Below are 19,561 nucleotides of genomic sequence, written 5' to 3'. Positions count from 1 at the left end.
CGCGACGGTCAGGCCGGCCGGATGCCCACCAGCGCCGGCATCAGATGGAAATCGGGCGTGTCGTTGCTCTGCCGGCGCGGCAGTGCCTGCACGGCCGACAGCATTTCCTGCGCGCAGGCGCGGATGTGCGTGTGGTGTTCCGGCAGCGCATGACTGATCAGGCTGCCCACATGGAACTCGAACACATCCTCCAGAACGTCGGGCTGGTCCTCGTGCAGCATCTGCAGCAATCCCCGCAGCTTGCAGATTTCCGATTCCAGCTCTTCGACCGCGAACAACATGGCGTCCTCCTCGTGAACTCGCAGCACATCCGGGCCGCAGCAGGCCGCGACGGCGGCGCCACCCGGGCCACGCGATGTTCGAATCACGGAGAGGAAAACGGGCGACGCAGCTGTGGCGTGCTTCACTCTTGTCGCACAGACGCGGTGAGGTAACCGTTAATTCACGTGATGATGCGATTCACGCAGCCGCCGTGGCAGCCTGCGTGGCAAGCGCAACGGGCGGCCGGGCCAGGGCCTCGAGGAAGGCTGGATCCAGAGCAAGCGAACCGAACCAGCCGTGCTGGGTTCCACTGAGCACCCGCAGCATGTGCCCGCGTCCCCCCGGCAGCCGCCCCATCGGGCCAAGCAGCGCGTCGCGCGCCTTGGCCCACGCATCGCGATCGGACTGGAACAGCGGCGTCAGCCAGCGGCTCCAGCGCTGGTACACCGCCACATGCGCACGTCGCTGCGCCTGGTAAGCCTGCAGTGCCGTCTCACCAGCGCCATGCACACGCAGCGCGTCTCGCAGCGCCAGCGCATCGAGCAGCGCCATGTTCACCCCCTGCCCCAGCTGCGGGCTCATCGCGTGCGCTGCATCGCCGACCAGGACCATGCGCCCCTGATGCCAGCGGGTCATCACCGCATCGCGGTAAACCGCCCGGGACAGCTGTCCGGCATCGTGCAGGTGATCGAAGCGTGCGCTGGCCTCGGGCCAGAGCGCATGCAGTTCCTGCAGCCATGGTTGCATGCCTTCATCTTCCCAACGCGCGAAGTCGGCGCGTGGCAGGCTCCAGAAAAAACTCAGGCGCGGCGTGTCATCACCCGGACGCGTGCCCACCGGCAACAGGCCGATCATCTTGCGTGCGGCGACGTAGCGTTGGCGCAGCTGCTGCACGTGCGGCCACTCTCCGGCCGGCAGCAGGCACCACAATGCGCCCCACGGATAGACGCGGTCGAGGCCAGCGCCGCCGGCAATGGTCGCGCGCAGGGACGACGCTGCGCCGTCGGCCGCCACCACCAGGTCAAACGGGCCATGGGTGCGGCCTTCGTTGTCGCGCAGTTGCCCCCGCGCGGTATCGACCGCGTCGATGGTGGTCCCCGCATGCAGTTGGCCGGCGCCATCGCGGGCCTGGTCCAGCAGCGAGAACAGGGCGCCGCGCTGCATGCCCAGACCGTGCAGGCGGACATCGAGGCCGCCATAGCCCATGTCCATCACCGCACGCCCGCACGGCGTGTCGCCATAAAGCCGATGCACCGGCGCGGCATGCGCGCGCACGGCCTCCAGCAGTCCCATCTGCCACAGCACCTGCAGGCCGCTGGGCTGCAACAGGAAACCGGCGCCGACCGGCCCAGGGGTCGGCACGCGCTCGAAGATCTCAACGTCGTGCCCGTCGCGGGTCAGCAGGATGGTCATCGCCTGGCCAGCGGTGCCGTATCCAATCACGGCAATGCGAAGTCGTTCCGTCATCCGCACATTGTGCCCCAGCCGAATCCGGATCGTTCTCCAAGCCGCGCGCGGGCGGGCCGCCCTGCCGGCGAAGTAAAGGAGGAGGCGACGGTCGAAGGCCGGCGCCGGGGGACATTCGCCGGCAGGGCGGCCCGCCCGCGCGCGGCTTGGGTTCGGTCCCATGCGATGGGCGCAAAAAAAAACCCCGCCGGAGCGGGGTTCTCAACGCACTGTCGAGTGGATCACTCGGCCGGCGTGATGTTCGAAGCCTGGGCACCCTTCGGGCCCTGGGTCACGTCATAGGTGACACGCTGGCCTTCCTGCAGGCTGCGGAAGCCCTTGGAGTTGATGGCGGAGAAGTGCGCGAACACGTCGGCGCTGCCATCCTCCGGCGAGATGAAGCCAAATCCCTTGGCGTCGTTGAACCACTTGACGGTACCGTTCGGCATGGTGATGCGAGACCTTATGCAATGAATGGGTGGTGTACGCTGAACCCGCGTACCGGCTGAGTATGCAAAGCTTGCTCGGCGAAGACAATCACCCCCGTGCCAATTCGCCGATCAGTTCCGGAAGTCCATTGCTCGCCGCCTGCACATTGGCCAGCACTTCGGCCATCGTGATCTCCTCGCCATCACCACAGCCCGCGGCCCAGTTCGCCACGATCGCCAGGCACGCGTAATCCAGCCCCAACTCCCGCGCCAGCGCGGCTTCGGGCATTCCGGTCATGCCCACCAGATCGCAGCCATCGCGCCGCATGCGGGCGATTTCCGCGATGGTTTCCAGCCTCGGCCCCTGCGTCGCACCGTAGCAGCCACCGTCATGGACCGTGACACCCGTCACTTTGGCTGCGGCCAGAATCTTGCTCCGCAGCATCGGCGTGTACGGGTGGCCGAAGTCCACATGCAGCACTTCGGTACCCTCTTCTTCACAGATCGTGCTGATCCGGCCCCAGGTGTAGTCGATGATCTGGTCCGGGCAGGCCAGCACGCGCGGCCCGACCTGCTCGGTGATGCCCCCGACGGTGTTCAGCGCCAGCACACGCTGGGCACCGATCTGCTGCAGCGCAGCCAGATTGGCGCGGTAGTTGATCTTGTGCGGCGGCAGCGAGTGGCCCTCGCCATGGCGCGCAAGGAACGCCACGCGGTTGCCCAGCAGCGTGCCCACGCGCACCGGGCCGGAGGGACGGCCGAAGCGGGTCTCGACCTCGTGGGTCTGCACATCGTCGAGCTTGGCCAGGTTGTAGACACCGGTACCGCCGATCACGGCCAGGGCGATCTGTTGCATCGAAAGCACTCCAGAGAAAGACGAACGCCGGCACCCGAGGATGCCGGCGGCGGCAAAGGACGGCCGCGGACGGCCGTGCCTGTTATTCCTTCATCGCGTAGATGGCCGGCACGCAGCGCAGGGTCTCGTTGACGTCCATGCCGAAACCGAACACGTAGCGGTCGGGCAGTTCGATACCGGCGTAGTCAGCCGTCACATCCGGCAGCCCGCGATCGTGCTTCTTCACCGTCATCGCTGCGATGCGCACGTCGGTCGCGCCCTGTTCCAGGCACCAGGTGCGCACGCCCTGCAGGGTGTAGCCCTCATCGAGGATGTCATCGACCAGCAGCACACGGCGGCCGAACAGCGCGGTGGCCGGCTTGTGCTTCCACACCAGGTCGCCGCCGGTGGTTTCACCGCGATAGCGGGTGGCGTGCAGGTAATCGAACTGCACGTCCTGGCCGCGCGCACCCAGCTCCAGCGCCAGCTGGCCGGCGAACGGCAGCGCACCGTGCATGATCGACAGGAACAGTGGCACCTCGCCCTTGTAATCGCGCGCGATGGCGTCGGCGATACCGGCGATGGCCTTGTCGATGGTGGGGCGGTCAACCAGCAGGTCGGCCTGGGCCAGGGCCTGGGAAATGGTGAGGTTCGGCATCAGACGGTTCTTCCAAGGGTTTCAAGCAGACGGGATTGAGTGTCGCCATGGCGGGCATCGGCCAGCAGGCCATCCCAGCCAAGCGCGCCGCGGCCGAGCAGGCCAAGCAGCGCAGCGGTATTGAGGGAGCGTCCCTGCACCGCGTGCAGGGCTTCATCGACCAGCTCCGGATGGCAGACCAGCACGACGTCGCAGCCCGCATCCAGGTGCGCGTGCACGCGTGCCGCAACGCCACCGGCATGGTGCGAAGCGGCCATGCCGATGTCGTCGGAGAACACCACGCCGCGGAAGGCCAGCTCGCCACGCAGCACCTCCTGGATCCAGCGCGGCGAATAGCCGGCCGGTTCCGGCGCCACCTGCGGGTAGATCACGTGCGCCATCATCACGGCGTCGGCACCGGCGGCAACACCGGCCCGGAACGGCACCAGGTCCTGCGCGCGCAGTTCGTCCAGCGTCCGCGGATCGACCGCGGTATCGACATGGGTGTCTTCCAGCACGGTGCCATGGCCGGGAAAATGCTTGAGGGTGGCCGCCATGCCGGCCGCGTGCATGCCGCGTACGTAGGCCTCGGTGAACGCAGCCACGACCTGCGGGTCTTCACTGAAAGCGCGGTTGCCGATCGCAAGGTTGCCACGGCCCAGGTCGACCACCGGGGCAAAGCTCAGGTCCACGCCACTGGCGCGCACTTCGCTGGCCATCAGCCAGGCGTGCTGCTCGGCCAGCGCCAACGCGGCGCCGGGATCCTTCGCATAGCCGGCACCGATCTCCTGCAGCGGCGGCAGATCGCTGTAGCCCTTGCGGAAACGCTGCACGCGACCGCCTTCCTGGTCGACGCAGATCAGCTGCGGGCGCGGCGCAGCCTCGCGGATCGCGGCGCTGAGCTCGCTCACCTGCTGGCGGGAGGCGAAGTTGCGCGTGAACAGCACCACCCCGGCAACGGCATCATGCTGCAGCCAGTCGCGTTCCTGGGTGGTCAGTTCAGTGCCGGCAACGCCGATCAGCAGCATGGTCGTTCTCCACAACGGGCGCCCGCATGGCGCAGTGCCGCATTGTCGCAGAACCGGCCGTTGGACGCAGGTGGGGGCGTCCATCGCGCGCCCCCTCGAAGGATCAGACCCTGCAGCCGTCCGCACCACAGGCGTCGTCGCCGCTGCGTCCGGTTGCCGTGCCCTGCTCCGCCGCGATCTGCCGCAGCGCCTGGGCGAAGGCTTCCGGAGGCTGGGCGCCGGAGATCGCCCAGCGGCCGTCGATGACGAAGGTCGGCACCGAGGAAATACCCAGCGCACGGGCCTGGTCCAGTCCCGCTTCGACCTCGGCCAGGCCCCGTGAGGAGGCCAGCATCTGGGCGATCTCTGCCGCATCCAGTCCGCCTGCCACACCGGCCCGGGTCAGCACCTCTGTGTCCGCCAGATTCTGGCCGTGCTCGAAATGAGCGCGGAACAGCGCCTCTCCGACCGCGTCCTGCACACCGTGCTGGCCGGCCAGCCACAGCAGCCGGTGCGCTGGCAGGGTGGTCACCCGCACCTGGCCCTGGCTGAAGTCCATGGGCAGGCCTTCGCCACGGGCGGTGGCCTGGGTCTGGCCGAGAATCTGCTCTGTGCGCTCGACACCGCCGAATTTGCGCGCATACGCCTCGCGCAGCGGCACCGGCGTGGTGCCCGCATCCGGGTCCAGCTGGAACGGCTGCCAGTGGATGTCGAGTACTGGGGCATCGGCCCCCAGCAACTGCACCCCCTGCTGGAAACGGTGCTTGCCGATCCAGCACCAGGGACAGACCACGTCGGAGTAGATGTCGATTCTCATCCCACCGACATGGGGTCCGGACGCCCCGAAAAAAGGGGGAACGCCCCTTTCACCAGCGTGAATAGGGATGACTGGCCAGTGCGACGTTGTAGTAGCGCGGGTCGTCGGTGACCTCCGCGCCGGCCCAGTCCGGCAGGACGATGGCCTGCCCGGCGCTTTCCAGCTCGACTTCGGCCACCACCAGGCCGGCGTTGTCACCCAGGAACTCATCCACTTCCCAGGTCAGGCCGGCATGCTCGACCAGGTGGCGACGCTTGTCGATCAGGCCCCCCACGCACAGCGCCAGCAGCGCGCGCGCATCCTCCACCGGAATCGGGTAATCAAACTCCTGGCGGGTATGGCCGATCGTGCGCGACTTCAGGTTCAGCGCGGCGTGCTCACCTTCGATGCGCACCCGCACGGACGCGTTCTGGCGACCGCTGTCGAGCGCGCCCAGATCGTTGATGTAGCCCTGCGCCATCGGAATCACCCGGTGTGCGGCCGCACGCCAGCCGTCGCTGCTGACGAGGAATTTGCGTTCGATCTCGATGCCCATCGCGCCATTATGCGCGATGGGCATGACAGCGGGTCAGCGCTTTTCGAACACCGCGATGCTTTCCACGTGCGCGGTGTGCGGGAACATGTCCATGGCGCCGGCACTGACCAGGCTGAAGCCCTGCTCGTTCACCAGGTAACCCGCGTCCCGGGCCAGCGATCCCGGATGGCAGCTGACGTACACGATGCGCTTGAACTGCTTCAACGGCAGCTGCTGCAGCACCTCGATCGCGCCCGAGCGCGGCGGGTCCAGCAACAGCTTGTCGAAGCCCTGGCGCATCCACGGCGTGGCGCGCTGGTCCTGGGTCAGGTCGGCGCTGTAGAACTGGGCGTTGCCCAGCCCGTTGCGCTCGGCGTTCTCACGTGCGCGGGCAACGAGGCCCGCGTCGCCTTCCACGCCCACCACCTCGCGCACGCGGCGCGCCAGCGGCAGGGTGAAGTTGCCCAGCCCGCAGAACAGGTCCAGCACGCGCTCGTCCTCACCCGGCTCCAGCAGATCCAGGGTGTGAGCGATCATCTTCTCGTTGAGCTTGGCATTGACCTGGATGAAATCCAGTGGCCGGAATGCCAGTTCGACATCCCACGGCGCCAGCCGGAACGACAGCGGCACGCCCTGCCCGTCCAGCGGATGGACGGTGTCCACGCCACCGGGTTGCAGGTAGATGGCAAATCCGTGCTGCTGGCCGAAGCTGGCCCATGCGGCGCGGTCGGCATCACTGAGCGGCTGCAGATGACGCACGGTCAGCGCGATGGCCTGGTCACCGCCGATGAACTCGATCTGCGGGATGTCGCGCTTGCCGTCGAGCGACTCGATGAAGGTCGACAGCGCCTGCACCTTGGTGCCCACTTCGGGGATCACGGTCAGGCACTGGCTGAGATCGGCGACGAAGCGCGGGTCCTGTTCACGGAAGCCGACCAGGGTCTTGTCCTTCTTCTCGACGCGGCGCACCGAGAAGCGCCCCTTGCGGCGGTAACCCCAGCTGTCGCCGACCAGCGGTGGCAGCACGCGGCCCGGCTTCACGTGACCGATGCGTTCCAGGTTGTCCATCAGCACGCGCTGCTTGGCAACGATCTGCTGGTCTTCATCCAGGTGCTGCAGCACGCAGCCGGCGCAGGTGCCGAAATGCGGGCACTTCGGCGTCACCCGCTGTGGCGAGGCCTGCAGCACTTCCACGGTGCGTGCTTCGTCGAAATGGCGGCTGCGGGCGGTCTGTTCAGCCATGACCACCTCGCCCGGCAGAGCGCCGCTGATGAAGGTGACCTTGCCACCTTCGCCTTCACGGCGGGCGACGCCGCGACCATCATGGCTGAGGTCGAGGATCTCGGTCTGGAACGGGGTACGGTCGATGCGGGAGCGGGATCGGGCCACGTGGCAACAGGCTGCGGGCGAAAATGGGCGCGTATTGTCGCAGATCCTGACCGGCGGGGCCTGCCGCCGCTTGCGCCAGCCGCCGCCGTGCTTGATGATGTCAACCAGCTGACATGGAGGCAGCCCCTGATGCAGATGACCCCGAGGGCCGGTCGGCCCCGCTTCCTGCTTGTCGAGGACGACATCATCAGCCGCGGGTTTTTCAAGGCGGCGTTGGAAACCCTGCCGGCGGACGTCGATACCGCGGACTCCCTTGCCAGTGCCCTGGCAAGCGCCGAGCCCGGGGCTCACGACCTGTGGCTGATCGACGTCAACCTGCCCGACGGCAATGGCGCGCAGCTGCTGCGCGAACTGCGCCGTTCGCATCCGGACACGCCTGCCCTGGCGCATACCGCCGACGGCGACACGTCCATCCATGCGCGCCTGCGTGAGGCCGGTTTCAGCGACACCCTGGTCAAACCGCTCGGCCGCGACCAGTTGCTGAAGGCGGTCCGCCGCGCCCTGGTCAACTCGCCGGCCGGCATCGCCGTCGCTCCGGCCCCCGCTGCGATCGAGCTGAACGGGCAGGACTGGGACGAGACCGCCGCTCTGGCCGCTCTCAATGGCCAGCGCAACCACCTGATCGCCCTGCGCGAGCTGTTCCTCGCGGAACTGCCGGGCGTCCGCGATGCGGTGGAGCAGGCCGTGGACCAGCATGACGAACGCCAGCTTCGCAGCCAGCTGCACCGGCTGCAGGCAAGCTGCGGCTTCGTCGGTGCCGCACGGCTGGGCCGCGCGGTGCGCCAGCTGCACCACATGCCGGAGTCGGACCTGGCACAAGCGGGCTTCCGCGCCGCGGTAGCGGCACTGCTGCACTGAGGGTTGCCCGGCACGGATGCGCCCTGCCCCGTCGGATATCGAAATCAATCCGGGGTCAGATCCCTTTCCCTGCGGAAGACGGATCTGCCCCCCCGCCCGCCTACCGCCGGGGGGCCAACTGCTCCAGCAGCTCCCAGGACTTCAGCCCCCGCGGCCCCAGGTGGTGCGCCAGCACCCGCCGCATGGGCAGCCGCAGGCTCGCCAGATCGGCAGGCCCCGGCTCCTCGTCGGCCGCCAGCGCCAACAGCGCCGAACCGGTGGCCGCCGCACTGCGCTCTCCACCGCGCTCGCTGAGCAGTCGTTGCGGCCCTTCCTGCGGATCCAGCGCATAACGCGCCGCTGGATCGATCGGCTGACCATCGCTGGCGCTTTCCAGATCGAAACCGAGCCCCAGTGCGGCAAGCAGCTCGCGCTCGAAGCGGCGCAGCGTCCAGGCCAGTCCGGCGCCCACTGCCAGCCGCGCGCGTGCCTCGCCGTACGCCAGGTACACCTCCGGCAACGGATCCTGGCGTGGCGCCAGCCGCAGCGTCAGTTCACTCAGGTAGAAGCCGGCCAGCATGGCCTGGCCGACCAGCCGCGGCGCCGCGTCCAGCGCTTCGGCGGCACGCAGCTGCGCCAGTTCGCCGCGCTGCTGTGCGCTGAAGCGGATCCACTGCAGCGGCTGCAAGGCCGCGCGCAACACCTGGCCCTTGGCCGTGGACACGCCGCGCGCAAGCAGGCCGATCCGGCCATGCTCCGCGCTCAGCACCTCCACCAGCAGGCTGGTTTCGCGATAGGCCCGTGCATGCAGCACGAACCCCGTGTCGTCCTCGATGATCACCGAAGCGATCGCCGTGGCTTACTCGTAACCGAAGGCCTTCAGCGCGGCCTCGTCGTCGGACCAGCCTTCACGTACGCGCACCCAGGTTTCCAGGAACACCTTGGCACCGAACAGACGCTCCATCTGCAGGCGCGACTTGGCCCCGATCTCCTTCAGGCGCGCGCCCCCCTTGCCGATCACGATGGCCTTCTGGCCTTCCCGCTCGACCCAGATCACCGCGCCGATGCGCAGAAGATTGCCATCCTCGGTGAAGCGCTCGATCTCCACGGTGGTGGCATAGGGCAGCTCCTCGCCAAGCTGGCGCATCAGCTGCTCGCGTACCAGTTCACCGGCAAGGAAACGCTGGCTGCGGTCGGTGATCTCGTCCTCGCCGAACATCGGCGGGGCTTCCGGCAGCAGCTCCAGCACGTCACGCACCAGGGCGTCCAGGCCGTTGCGCTTCTGCGCCGAGATCGGATGCACGGCGGCGAAATCACGGCCGGCAGTCACCTCCTGCAGGAACGGCAGCAGCGCGCCCTTGTCCTTCAGGCGATCGATCTTGTTGACCACCAGCACCACCGGGATGCCGGCATCGCGCAGCACGTTGAAGGCCAGGCTGTCTTCGTCATCCCAGCGCCCGGCCTCGATCACCAGCAGGCCTGCATCCACGCCTTCCAGCGAGCCGCGCGCGGCGCGGTTCATCACCCGGTTCATCGCCCGCTTCTGCACCTTGTGCAGGCCCGGGGTATCGACCAGCACCAGCTGGCCTTCCGGATAGGTGGCGATGCCGAGCAGGCGGTGGCGGGTGGTCTGCGGCCGGTTGGAGACGATGCTGACCTTGGCCCCGACCAGGGCATTGGTCAGGGTCGACTTGCCGACGTTCGGGCGGCCGATGACGGCCACGCTGCCGCAATGATGGGAAGTTTGTTCGCTCACTTGGAATCCAGTTGTTCTAGGACGGCTGCAGCCGCCTGTTGTTCGGCAAGCCGCCGCGAGGCGCCTTCGCCCTCGGTGCTGGCGGCCGGGTCGGCCACGTTGCAGCGTACCCGGAAATGTTTGGCGTGGTCGTCACCGGATTCTGACACCAGTTCGTACTGGGGCAACGCCTTCTGCCGGGCCTGCAGCCATTCCTGCAGGCGGGTCTTGGGGTCCTTCTCGGGGCGGCCGGTGGCCGGCAGCGCCTCCATCGAGGCCGTGAACCAGGGCAGCACCGTCTCCCGGCACGCGTCAAAACCGGCGTCCAGGTAGATCGCGGCCACCACCGCCTCCAGTGCATCGGCCAGGATCGAGTCGCGGCGGTGCCCGCCCGACTTCATCTCGCCCGCGCCCAGGATCAGCCGTTCGCCCAGCTGCAGGGTACGGGCGATCACTGCCAGCGCCCCTTCACGCACCAGCTCGGCGCGGGCGCGGGTCAGTGCGCCCTCGTCGGCCTTGGGCCAGCGCTGGTACAGCGCCTCGGCGACCATCATGTTGACGATGCTGTCGCCGAGGAATTCCAGGCGCTCGTTATGCGGCACGCCGGCACTGCGATGGGTCAGCGCCTGCTTGAGCAGCGCCGGGTCGCGGAAGGCATGGCCGATCAGGTCGCCACGTTGGATGAATTTACTGGGCACCGCTTCGGGTCAGGTCCTGGGAAGAATCGAATTTGCCAACCACATCGAGGTTGCCGATCAACGGGCGACGCACTTCGTAGTTGACCTTGAGGGTCCAGCCATTGTCGCGGCGATCGAACTTGACGTTGCCCGGCTTCACGTTGTCCGAGTAGTTGATGTACAGCCGCTTGAAGAACAGATCCTGGATCCGCGCCGGCTCCATGCTGGCCACGCCCGGCTGGCTGGCCAGGCTCTTCATCGCCGAGCGTACCGCGTAATACTCCTGGTACATCGGGAACAGCTTCATGCCGATGTAGATGAAGAAGCCAACCACGACCAGGACCACCAGGAACGAGGTCAGGGTGATGCCGCGCTGCGTGTTCATCGTCTTCATTGCGTTCTCCCCAGATACGCGTTGGATGTAAAAATACTCAGTTGATGCCCGAGCCGATCCGCGACGGCTCGAAACCGTCCTTGCAGAACCAGCCCTGGCAGTTCAGCCAGATCAGGAATGCCTTGCCCCGCAGGTTCTCTTCCGGCAGCAGCCCCCAGAAGCGTCCATCATCGCTGTTGTCACGGTTGTCGCCCATCACCAGGTACTTGCCGGCCGGCACCGTCCACTGGCCCTGGCCACGCGGATAGTCGGTCTCCAGCACGGTATGGGTGCGGCCCGGGAGATGCTCGACCAGCAGGTTGGCGCCCTCGCCCTGGCCCTTGTGGCCGGCGTAGATGCCCTTGTTGTCGTACTTCACCGGCTCGCCGTTCAGCACCAGGCTGTCGCCCTCGAACACCACGGTGTCACCCGGCACGCCGATCACGCGCTTGATGAAGTTCTCGCCCTTGGCCGGGTCGTTGTCGCCGTGGCCCGGGAAGTGGAACACCACCACATCGCCGCGCGCGGGATCACCCACCGGCACGAAGCGGGTATTGGTGATCGGCAGGCGCAGGCCATAGGCGAACTTGTTGACCAGGATGAAATCACCGATCAGCAGGTTCGGCATCATCGAGCTGGACGGGATCTTGTACGGCTCGGCGATGAAGCTGCGCACGACCAGCACGATCGCCAGCACCGGGAAGAATGCACGCGAGTAATCCACCAGCACCGGCTCGGTGTCGAGCAGGCCTGCACGCTGGGCGCGGCGCCTGGCGAAGTACAGCTTGTCCGCAAGCAGGATCAGGCCCGAGGCCAGGGTCAGCACGACCAGGAGGATCTCAAACAGTTTCATTCAGGGTCCTTTGCAACGTCACCGGACGACCGGCCCCGGAGGGCCGGTGCGCGCTTACTTGTTGTCCATCTGCAGCACGGCCAGGAACGCTTCCTGCGGGATTTCCACGCGGCCGACCTGCTTCATGCGCTTCTTGCCTTCCTTCTGCTTTTCCAGAAGCTTCTTCTTGCGCGAAACGTCGCCACCATAGCACTTGGCCAGCACGTTCTTGCGCATGGCCTTGACCGTGGTACGGGCGATGATCTGCGAGCCGACAGCCGCCTGGATCGCCACGTCGAACATCTGCCGCGGGATCAGGTCCTTCATCTTCTCGCACAGCTCGCGGCCGCGGCGGTCGGCATGGCTGCGGTGGACGATCAGCGACAGCGCATCGACCTTGTCGCCATTGATCAGCACGTCCACGCGCACGAACGGGCCGGCATCGAAGCGCACGAAGTGATAGTCCAGCGACGCGTAGCCGCGGCTGACCGACTTCAGCTTGTCGAAGAAGTCCAGCACCACTTCGGCCATCGGCAGCTCGTAGCTGATCTGCACCTGGCTGCCCAGGTAGTTGATGCCGATCTGGCTGCCGCGCTTTTCCTCGCACAGCTTGATGATATTGCCGATGTACTCCTCGGGGGTGAGTACGTTGGCACGGATGATCGGCTCGCGGATCTCCTGGACCTGGTTCACCGCCGGCAGCTTGGCCGGGTTGTCCATGTTGATGATCGAGCCATCGGTCTTCAGGACCTCGTACACCACCGTCGGCGCGGTGCTGATCAGGTCCAGGTTGTATTCGCGCTCCAGCCGTTCCTGCACGATCTCCATGTGCAGCATGCCGAGGAAGCCGCAGCGGAAACCGAAGCCCATCGCCTCCGAGCTTTCCGGCTCGAAGCGCAGCGCGGCATCGTTCAGGCGCAGCTTGTCCAGCGCCTCGCGCAGGTCCGGATAGTCCTCGGCGTCGACCGGGAACAGGCCGGCGAACACGCGCGGCTGCATTTCCTGGAAGCCCGGCAGCGGCTTCGGTGCCGGATCACCGGCCAGGGTCAGGGTGTCGCCCACCGGCGCACCATGCACGTCCTTGATGCTGGCCGTGACCCAACCCACCTCACCCGCGCGCAGCGCCGGCAACACCTTGCGCTTGGGGGTGAACACGCCGACGTTGTCGACCTGGTGGTTGCGGCCGGTGGACATCACCTGCAGCTTGTCGCCGGCCTTGATCTCGCCCTGCATGACGCGCACCAGCGAGACCACGCCGAGGTAGTTGTCGAACCAGGAGTCGATGATCAGCGCCTGCAGCTTGTCGGTATCGCGTGGCTGCGGCGGCGGAATGCGATGGACGATGGCCTCCAGCACGTCCTGCACGTTCAGGCCGGTCTTGGCGCTGACCGGCACGGCGTCGCTGGCGTCGATGCCGATCACGGCCTCGATCTCGGCCTTGGCGCGCTCGATGTCGGCCGTAGGCAGGTCGATCTTGTTGATCACCGGCACCACTTCCAGACCCTGCTCCACCGCGGTGTAGCAGTTCGCCACCGACTGCGCTTCCACGCCCTGGGCAGCATCGACCACCAGCAGCGCACCTTCACAGGCAGCCAGCGAGCGGCTGACTTCATACGAGAAATCGACGTGGCCCGGGGTGTCGATGAAGTTCAGATGATAGGTCTGCCCGTCCTTGGCCAGGTACGGCAGCGATACCGACTGCGCCTTGATGGTGATGCCACGCTCGCGCTCGATCGGGTTGGAGTCGAGTACCTGCGCTTCCATCTCGCGGGCCTGCAGGCCACCACAAAGCTGGATGATGCGGTCGGCCAGCGTGGACTTGCCGTGGTCGACGTGGGCGATGATGGAGAAGTTGCGGATGTTCCGCATCGAATCAGATGACATAGGTGGCGGCGGCGCGCGGCGTCGTCAGGGTAACGGTGGATTATCGCACGCCCGGGGCCCGCCCGCGAAAGGCGCCTCGCCGGGCCAGGGCCGGAACGACCGAAGCCCCGCCTGAGCGGGGCTTCGGGGGGCAGCGGCTGCCGGAGCAGCCCCGGTCCTTACTCGCCGGCCTTGACCGCCACGAAGGCGCTGTTGCCGTTGCCGGTGCGGACCAGCAGCATCACCACATCGCCCTTCTTGTAGCTGGACAGCGCGCGGTTCAGCGACTCCACGCCGCTCACCTGGGTGCTGGCCACCTGCAGGATCACCATGCCCGGGGACAGGCCGGCATCCCGGGCGCCCTGCCCCTTGACGCCGGTGATGCGCACGCCCTCGCCCGATTCCAGGCCCAGCTGCTTGCGCTGCGGCGCGGTCAGATCGCTGACGTCCAGGCCCAGCAGGGCATTGGCACCACTCTGCGGAGCGGCATCGGCCCTGGCGGTGGCGGGGCTGCGGGCGCTGGCCTGGTCATCCTCGGCCAGCGCGGTCAGGGTGGCGCTCAGGTCGCGCGGCTTGCCGTCACGGATCACGCCCAGAGTGACCCGGCTGCCCGGGGCCATGGCGCCGATCAGCGGCGGCAGATCGGACCAGCTGTTGACCGGTGCGCCGTTCACGGTGCGGATCACATCCCCCACCTTCACACCGGCGCGGGCGGCCGCCGAATCCGGCACGATCTGGTTGACCAGCGCACCCCGGCTGTCCGGCAGGCCCATGGCCTGCGCCTTCAGGCCGTCGATCTCCTGCACCACCGCGCCCAGCTGGCCGCGGGTGACCCGGCCGGTCTTCTTGATCTGTTCGACCGCGCTCATCGCCAGGTCGATCGGAATCGCGAAGCTGATGCCCATGTAGCCACCGGACGCAGAGAAGATCTGCGAGTTGATGCCGACCACTTCGCCCCGGGTGTTCAGCAGCGGACCGCCGGAGTTGCCCTGGTTGATCGCCACGTCGGTCTGGATGAACGGCACGTAGCGCTGGTCCGGGCCGCCGGTGCTGCGGCCGAGGGCGCTGACCACGCCGGCGGTGACCGAGTGGTCGAGGCCGAACGGCGAGCCGATCGCGACAACCCACTGGCCCGGCTTCAGGCTGTTGGAATCGCCGACACGGACCGTCGGCAGGTTCCTGCCTTCGATCTTCAGCAGGGCGACGTCGTACTGCTGGTCGCTGCCCACCACCTTGGCGGTGAACTCACGGCGATCGCCCAGCTTGACCTTCACCTCGCTGGCATCGGCTACCACGTGGTAGTTGGTCAGCACGTAGCCGTCGGGCGAAATGATGAAGCCCGACCCCATGCCGCGGCCCTTGATGCTGGGACCGCCGTCGGGGCCGCCCGGCCCCTGCCCCGGCATCGGGAAGTCCGGGCCGAAGAAGCGACGGAAGAACTCCGGCATGTCGTCGTCCCCCATCGGCCCACGCGCCTGGCGGTTGCTGCGGACGATGGTGGTGTCGACGTTGACCACGCCCGGGCCGACCTGCTCGACGAGGTTGGTGAAATCGGGCAGGCCGGTGACCAGCGGCTGCGCAGGGGCGCGCGGCGCGGCAGCGGCCGGCGCGGTCTGGGCAGCCGGGGACGGCGCCTGGGCACAGGCCACCAGCGGCAGGGTCAGGGCCAGCAGGCCGATGGCCTGCGTGCGGAATCGGGGAGTCATCGGACGGCAACCTCCGGATCGGATGGAAGGGAGAAGAAGGGCCCCGCGATCGGCGGGGCGTGGCGGCACCCGGCTCAGTCGCGCGGGCGGGGCGGCGGCGGCAGGTCGTCCTGCAGGCGCGGCTCGAAGGGGTAGAACGTGGCGCTGTCAGCATGCGCCGGGAAGCTGGCGTTGAGCGCCCCCCCCGCGGCCGGAGCCAGGCTGGAGCGCGGCCACGGCCGGGCCTGCAGGCCGGCCACCTCGCCGAACGGCAGGTTGCGGCTGGCACCGGCCGGCACGGTCGGCACCAAGGGCGCCTGGGCGGCGGCCACAGCCCGCTGCGCCCCGTCGTCACGCTGTGCCACCCGCGCAGCCTGCTGGCCGCGGGTGGCACTGGCGCTGGCGCGGCGTGCGTCCTGGCGACGGCTGGCGGCCAATGCGGCCGCCGGAACACTGGCCACCGCCACCACCGCCGGATCGACCGAGGCTTCGGTCACCGTCGCGGGCGATACCGGTGCCGGCGGCAGCTCGGCCTGGCTGGCGACCACCTGGGGTGCCAGCGGCTCTCCGGGAGGGGTCTCCTTCAGCTTCTCGCCGCCGATCAGCAGGGCCACCGCAGCGACCGAGGCAGCCAATGCGGCACCGCCTCCCCAGGTACGCCAGCCACTGCGGCGCACCTGCCGGTCCTGAGGCCCGGACCGGGGCGTGGGTTCGGCGGCAATGGCAGAGGCAACCGCGGCGCTGAAGCCGGCGGGCGCAAGCACCGACGCCTGCCCGCGCATCACGTCGCCCAGCAGCTGCCAGCGCTCCTGGCAGCCGGCCAGTTCCGGGTCATGCTCCATGCGGCGCAGCAGGAAGCGGGCCTCGTCGGCCCCCAGCTCGCCATCGACCAGGGCCGACAGCTGTTCCCGATGGCGCTGGTCAAGGCGCAGCCCGGCCGGCGATTGATGATTCTGCGATTCGTTGAATGGATGACTGGTCATACGCGGCTCTTCTCGCGGGTGGCGCTGCCGATGTCCAGCAGCGGCCGGAGTTCGGTGTCGATCGCCTCGCGCGCCCGGAAGATCCGTGAACGCACGGTGCCGATCGGGCACCCCATCTTCTGCGCGATTTCCTCGTAGCTCAGGCCTTCCACCTCGCGCAGGGTGATCGCCGACCGGAGTTCTTCCGGCAGCGCGTTGACGGCCTTCATCACTGTCTGTTCCAGCTCCTGGCGCATCAACTCGCGTTCGGGCGTGTCGGTGTCGCGCAGGCGCGTGCCGCTGTCGAACTGTTCGGCATCGCCGATGTCGATGTCATCGGTCGGCGGGCGTCGATTGTGTGAAGCCAGGTAGTTTTTGGCGGTGTTCACGGCGATCCGATGCAACCAGGTTGAGAACTGGGCATCGCCGCGGAAGCTTCCGATCGCGCGGTAGGCGCGTATGAAAGTGTCCTGGGCGACGTCCTGACATTCACTCCAGTCGGCGATGTAGCGACCGACCAGGGCCACGACCCGATGCTGATACTTGCGCACCAGTACATCGAAAGCCGCGCTCTCGCCGCGCTGCACGCGCCGGACCAGTTCCAGATCCAGCTCCTGTGGTGTTTCAACCTCGGCCATGGGGGGCCGCACTCCTGTCAGCCCAACCGACGTCGGGCAATGAGACTGCCAATCCCGGGAAAAGTTCAGTCGCCGATCACCCGGCGCCGCACCAGCTTTTAACCACTGTTCCGTTAGCGTTCTGTTCCACGGCCATGGATCCGGAACCGCCACTCCCCTGCTATAGGGATTTGACGCGGGGGAAACAACCTCTGGATCATAGCCGCTTCTCCATACACAACCGGATGGAACGTCCATGCTCTCAGGCTTCGATGGTCTCCGCTTCAGCCACTGGCACCCCGAGATCCGCGACGACGGCGTGGTGGTCCTGTCCCTGGATCGTCAGGACAGCAGTGTCAACGCGATGTCGCAGGACGTGCTGCTGGAGCTGGGCGATCTGCTCGAACGCATCGCGCTGGATCCGCCGAAGGGCGTGGTGATCCAGTCCCTGAAGAAGGCCGGCTTCATCGCCGGCGCCGATCTCAAGGAATTCCAGGAGTTCGACCGGCGCGGCACCGTCAACGATGCCATCCGTCGCGGCCAATCCACCTACCAGAAGCTGGCAGAGCTGCCCTGCCCGACCGTTGCAGCCATCCATGGCCACTGCCTGGGTGGCGGCACCGAGCTGGCCCTGGCCTGCCGTTACCGCGTGGCCTCCAACGACAGCAGCACCCGCATCGGGCTGCCGGAAACCCAGTTGGGCATCTTCCCCGGCTGGGGTGGCAGCGCGCGCCTGCCGCAGCTGGTCGGCGCCCCGGCGGCGATGGACATGATGCTGACCGGCCGCACCCTCTCGGCCTCGGCCGCGCGTGGCATCGGCCTGGTCGACAAGGTGGTGGCACCGGCGGTGGTGCTCGACACCGCCGTCGCACTGGCGCTGGCCGGCACCACGCGGCCGTTCAAGCAGCGTGCACTGGCATGGGCCAGCAACACCTGGCTGGCGCGCAAGGTGCTGGCGCCGCAGATGATCAAGCAGGTCGCGCGCAAGGCGAAGAAGGACCAGTACCCGGCGCCGTATGCACTGATCAGCACCTGGCAGCGCAGCGCCGGCAAGCCGGTGCAGGCCCGCCTGGATGCCGAACGCCGCGCGGTGGTCAAACTGGCCAGCACGCCGACCGCGCGCAATCTGATCCGCATCTTCTTCCTGACCGAGCGCCTGAAGGGTCTGGGCAGCGGCGATTCCGGCATCCGCCACGTGCACGTGGTCGGCGCCGGCGTAATGGGCGGTGACATCGCCGCGTGGGCGGCCTACAAGGGCTTCGAGGTCACCCTGCAGGATCGCGAGCAGCGCTTCATCGATCCGGCGATGGAACGCGCGCAGGCACTGTTCGCCAGGAAGGTGAAGGACGAGAGCAAGCGTCCGGCGGTGGCGGCGCGGCTGCGGGCGGATCTGGAGGGCAAAGGCGTGGCCGCCGCTGATCTGGTGATCGAGGCGATCATCGAGAACCCGGAGGCCAAGCGCGCGCTGTACCAGACGCTGGAGCCGGGCATGAAGGCCGATGCGCTGCTGACCACCAATACCTCGTCGATTCCGCTGGTGGAACTGCGCGACCACATCCAGCGCCCGGCGCAGTTCGCCGGCCTGCACTACTTCAATCCGGTGGCACAGATGCCGCTGGTGGAAATCATCCATCACGACGGCATGGCGCCGGAGACCGAGCGCCGTCTGGCAGCGTTCTGCAAGGCGCTGGGCAAGTTCCCGGTACCGGTGGCGGGCAGCCCGGGCTTCCTGGTCAACCGCGTGCTGTTCCCGTACATGCTGGAGGCGGCCACCGCCTATGCCGAAGGTATCCCGGGCCCGGTGATCGACAAGGCAGCGGTGAAGTTCGGCATGCCGATGGGCCCCATCGAGTTGATCGACACGGTCGGCCTGGATGTCGCCGCCGGCGTGGGCCGCGAGCTGGCGCCGTTCCTCGGCCTGCAGATTCCGGCGGCACTGCAGACGGTGGAAGCCGACAAGCGCGGCAAGAAGGATGGCCAGGGCATCTACACCTGGGAGAACGGCAAGCCGAAGAAGCCGGATGTCGCCAGCGACTACCAGGCCCCTGCGGACCTGGAAGATCGCCTGATCCTGCCGCTGCTCAACGAGGCCGTGGCCTGCCTGCACGAAGGCGTGGTGGCCGATGCGGACCTGCTGGATGCGGGCGTGATTTTCGGCACCGGATTCGCGCCGTTCCGCGGGGGTCCGATCCAGCACATCCGCGCGGTGGGTGCCGATGCGATCGTCGAGCGCCTGAAGGCGCTGCAGCAGCGTCACGGTGACCGCTTTGCCCCGCGCCCGGGCTGGGACAACCCTGCCCTGCGCGAACCGGTGGTGTGATGTGATCGGCCGGGCCTGCGGCCCGGCACCCGCAGAGGCAACGTCAAGTTCCACAGCAGAAGCCAGAGCCAAAGCGGCTCTGGCTTTTCTGTTTGTCGGGCGGGGCGGTGTCGGGTTGCGGGGACGCCGTAAACCCGTCCTTGGGGGCTTGGCCGCGGCATCCATGCCGCGGACACCCCGCAACCCGACACCGCCCCACCCCCGACAGTTTCCCGGTGACGGTCGGTGAATCTCGATTCCGGTGTGGATCACTGCGAACTGGTGGGTGTCGACCTTGGTCGCCACCAGGAGCGAAGCGACCGGCGTTTGATGTTGATTTTCTTTTT

20 protein-coding genes are annotated in these 19,561 nt (G+C 67.6%); 2 read left to right on the top strand and 18 right to left on the bottom strand.

Annotated elements, in window-relative coordinates:
- Window positions 1-8: 8 nt before the first annotated feature.
- The 9 genes from N7367_RS15055 to rlmD all read right to left on the bottom strand — a co-directional run bounded on the left by N7367_RS15055 (window position 9) and on the right by rlmD (window position 7,334).
- Complete coding sequence (locus tag N7367_RS15055; protein WP_074899496.1) at window positions 9-281, bottom strand: hypothetical protein; 273 nt, start codon at window positions 279-281, stop codon at window positions 9-11.
- Window positions 282-459: 178 nt separating this feature from the next.
- A complete protein-coding gene (locus tag N7367_RS15050; RefSeq protein ID WP_279942697.1) occupies window positions 460-1,728 on the bottom strand; it encodes an NAD(P)/FAD-dependent oxidoreductase in 1,269 nt (422 codons plus the stop codon).
- A 221-nt stretch (window positions 1,729-1,949) separates the two neighbouring features.
- On the bottom strand, window positions 1,950-2,156 hold the full coding sequence (locus N7367_RS15045; protein ID WP_005410590.1) for a cold-shock protein: 207 nt from the start codon (window positions 2,154-2,156) through the stop codon (window positions 1,950-1,952).
- Between the two features lie 88 nt (window positions 2,157-2,244).
- Window positions 2,245-2,991, bottom strand: coding sequence for an S-methyl-5'-thioinosine phosphorylase (locus N7367_RS15040; RefSeq protein ID WP_053520226.1), 747 nt, complete (start codon window positions 2,989-2,991; stop codon window positions 2,245-2,247).
- An 82-nt stretch (window positions 2,992-3,073) separates the two neighbouring features.
- Window positions 3,074-3,628: a hypoxanthine-guanine phosphoribosyltransferase gene (locus N7367_RS15035; RefSeq protein ID WP_053520227.1), complete on the bottom strand. Its 555-nt coding sequence runs from the start codon at window positions 3,626-3,628 to the stop codon at window positions 3,074-3,076.
- Window positions 3,628-4,635 (bottom strand): beta-N-acetylhexosaminidase, encoded by a 1,008-nt coding sequence (gene nagZ / locus N7367_RS15030; RefSeq protein ID WP_279942695.1) that lies wholly within the window; start codon window positions 4,633-4,635, stop codon window positions 3,628-3,630. The genes N7367_RS15035 and nagZ overlap by 1 nt, the downstream gene beginning before the upstream one ends.
- A gap of 103 nt (window positions 4,636-4,738) precedes the next feature.
- Entirely contained in the window at window positions 4,739-5,431 is a 693-nt protein-coding gene (locus tag N7367_RS15025; protein ID WP_128990732.1) for a DsbA family oxidoreductase, read from the bottom strand.
- Between the two features lie 49 nt (window positions 5,432-5,480).
- Window positions 5,481-5,966 carry a CYTH domain-containing protein gene (locus tag N7367_RS15020; RefSeq protein ID WP_053520230.1) on the bottom strand — a complete coding sequence of 162 codons (486 nt, stop codon included), beginning with the start codon at window positions 5,964-5,966 and terminating at the stop codon, window positions 5,481-5,483.
- 33 nt (window positions 5,967-5,999) lie between these two features.
- Window positions 6,000-7,334, bottom strand: coding sequence for a 23S rRNA (uracil(1939)-C(5))-methyltransferase RlmD (rlmD, locus tag N7367_RS15015; protein ID WP_065181808.1), 1,335 nt, complete (start codon window positions 7,332-7,334; stop codon window positions 6,000-6,002).
- A gap of 129 nt (window positions 7,335-7,463) precedes the next feature.
- On the opposite strand from rlmD, the gene N7367_RS15010 reads away from it, so the two are divergent.
- A complete protein-coding gene (locus N7367_RS15010) occupies window positions 7,464-8,192 on the top strand; it encodes a response regulator (RefSeq protein WP_053520232.1) in 729 nt (242 codons plus the stop codon).
- Between the two features lie 100 nt (window positions 8,193-8,292).
- Here N7367_RS15010 and recO read toward each other — a convergent pair whose 3' ends face one another.
- From recO to rpoE, 9 genes are all read right to left on the bottom strand, one after another.
- The gene (recO, locus tag N7367_RS15005) at window positions 8,293-9,012 is read right to left on the bottom strand and encodes a DNA repair protein RecO (protein ID WP_053520233.1); all 720 of its coding nucleotides are present in this window, start codon (window positions 9,010-9,012) and stop codon (window positions 8,293-8,295) included.
- Window positions 9,013-9,030: 18 nt separating this feature from the next.
- Complete coding sequence (gene era, locus N7367_RS15000; RefSeq protein WP_053520234.1) at window positions 9,031-9,927, bottom strand: GTPase Era; 897 nt, start codon at window positions 9,925-9,927, stop codon at window positions 9,031-9,033.
- A complete protein-coding gene (gene rnc, locus N7367_RS14995) occupies window positions 9,924-10,604 on the bottom strand; it encodes a ribonuclease III (RefSeq protein WP_053520235.1) in 681 nt (226 codons plus the stop codon). The genes era and rnc overlap by 4 nt, the downstream gene beginning before the upstream one ends.
- Window positions 10,594-10,977, bottom strand: a complete 384-nt coding sequence (locus N7367_RS14990; RefSeq protein ID WP_053520236.1) for a DUF4845 domain-containing protein — start codon at window positions 10,975-10,977, stop codon at window positions 10,594-10,596. Before N7367_RS14990 ends, rnc begins: the two co-directional genes overlap by 11 nt.
- Before the next feature lie 37 nt (window positions 10,978-11,014).
- Entirely contained in the window at window positions 11,015-11,809 is a 795-nt protein-coding gene (lepB, locus tag N7367_RS14985; RefSeq protein WP_053520237.1) for a signal peptidase I, read from the bottom strand.
- A gap of 54 nt (window positions 11,810-11,863) precedes the next feature.
- Entirely contained in the window at window positions 11,864-13,657 is a 1,794-nt protein-coding gene (gene lepA / locus N7367_RS14980) for a translation elongation factor 4 (protein ID WP_065174904.1), read from the bottom strand.
- Window positions 13,658-13,830: 173 nt separating this feature from the next.
- Window positions 13,831-15,357, bottom strand: coding sequence for a DegQ family serine endoprotease (locus N7367_RS14975; RefSeq protein WP_279942694.1), 1,527 nt, complete (start codon window positions 15,355-15,357; stop codon window positions 13,831-13,833).
- Between the two features lie 74 nt (window positions 15,358-15,431).
- Complete coding sequence (locus N7367_RS14970) at window positions 15,432-16,319, bottom strand: sigma-E factor negative regulatory protein (protein ID WP_053520401.1); 888 nt, start codon at window positions 16,317-16,319, stop codon at window positions 15,432-15,434.
- Window positions 16,316-16,936, bottom strand: a complete 621-nt coding sequence (gene rpoE, locus N7367_RS14965) for an RNA polymerase sigma factor RpoE (RefSeq protein ID WP_065174837.1) — start codon at window positions 16,934-16,936, stop codon at window positions 16,316-16,318. Before rpoE ends, N7367_RS14970 begins: the two co-directional genes overlap by 4 nt.
- Before the next feature lie 235 nt (window positions 16,937-17,171).
- Here rpoE and N7367_RS14960 point away from each other — a divergent pair, with 235 nt between their 5' ends.
- The gene (locus N7367_RS14960) at window positions 17,172-19,235 is read left to right on the top strand and encodes a 3-hydroxyacyl-CoA dehydrogenase NAD-binding domain-containing protein (RefSeq protein WP_279942693.1); all 2,064 of its coding nucleotides are present in this window, start codon (window positions 17,172-17,174) and stop codon (window positions 19,233-19,235) included.
- Window positions 19,236-19,561: the final 326 nt, after the last annotated feature.

It is taken from the genome of Stenotrophomonas sp. GD04145, from assembly GCF_029835135.1.
Lineage (GTDB): Bacteria > Pseudomonadota > Gammaproteobacteria > Xanthomonadales > Xanthomonadaceae > Stenotrophomonas > Stenotrophomonas maltophilia_P.
The sequence above is the reverse complement of the archived record's forward strand: the minus strand, read 5'-3'. Positions and strand labels throughout refer to the sequence as shown.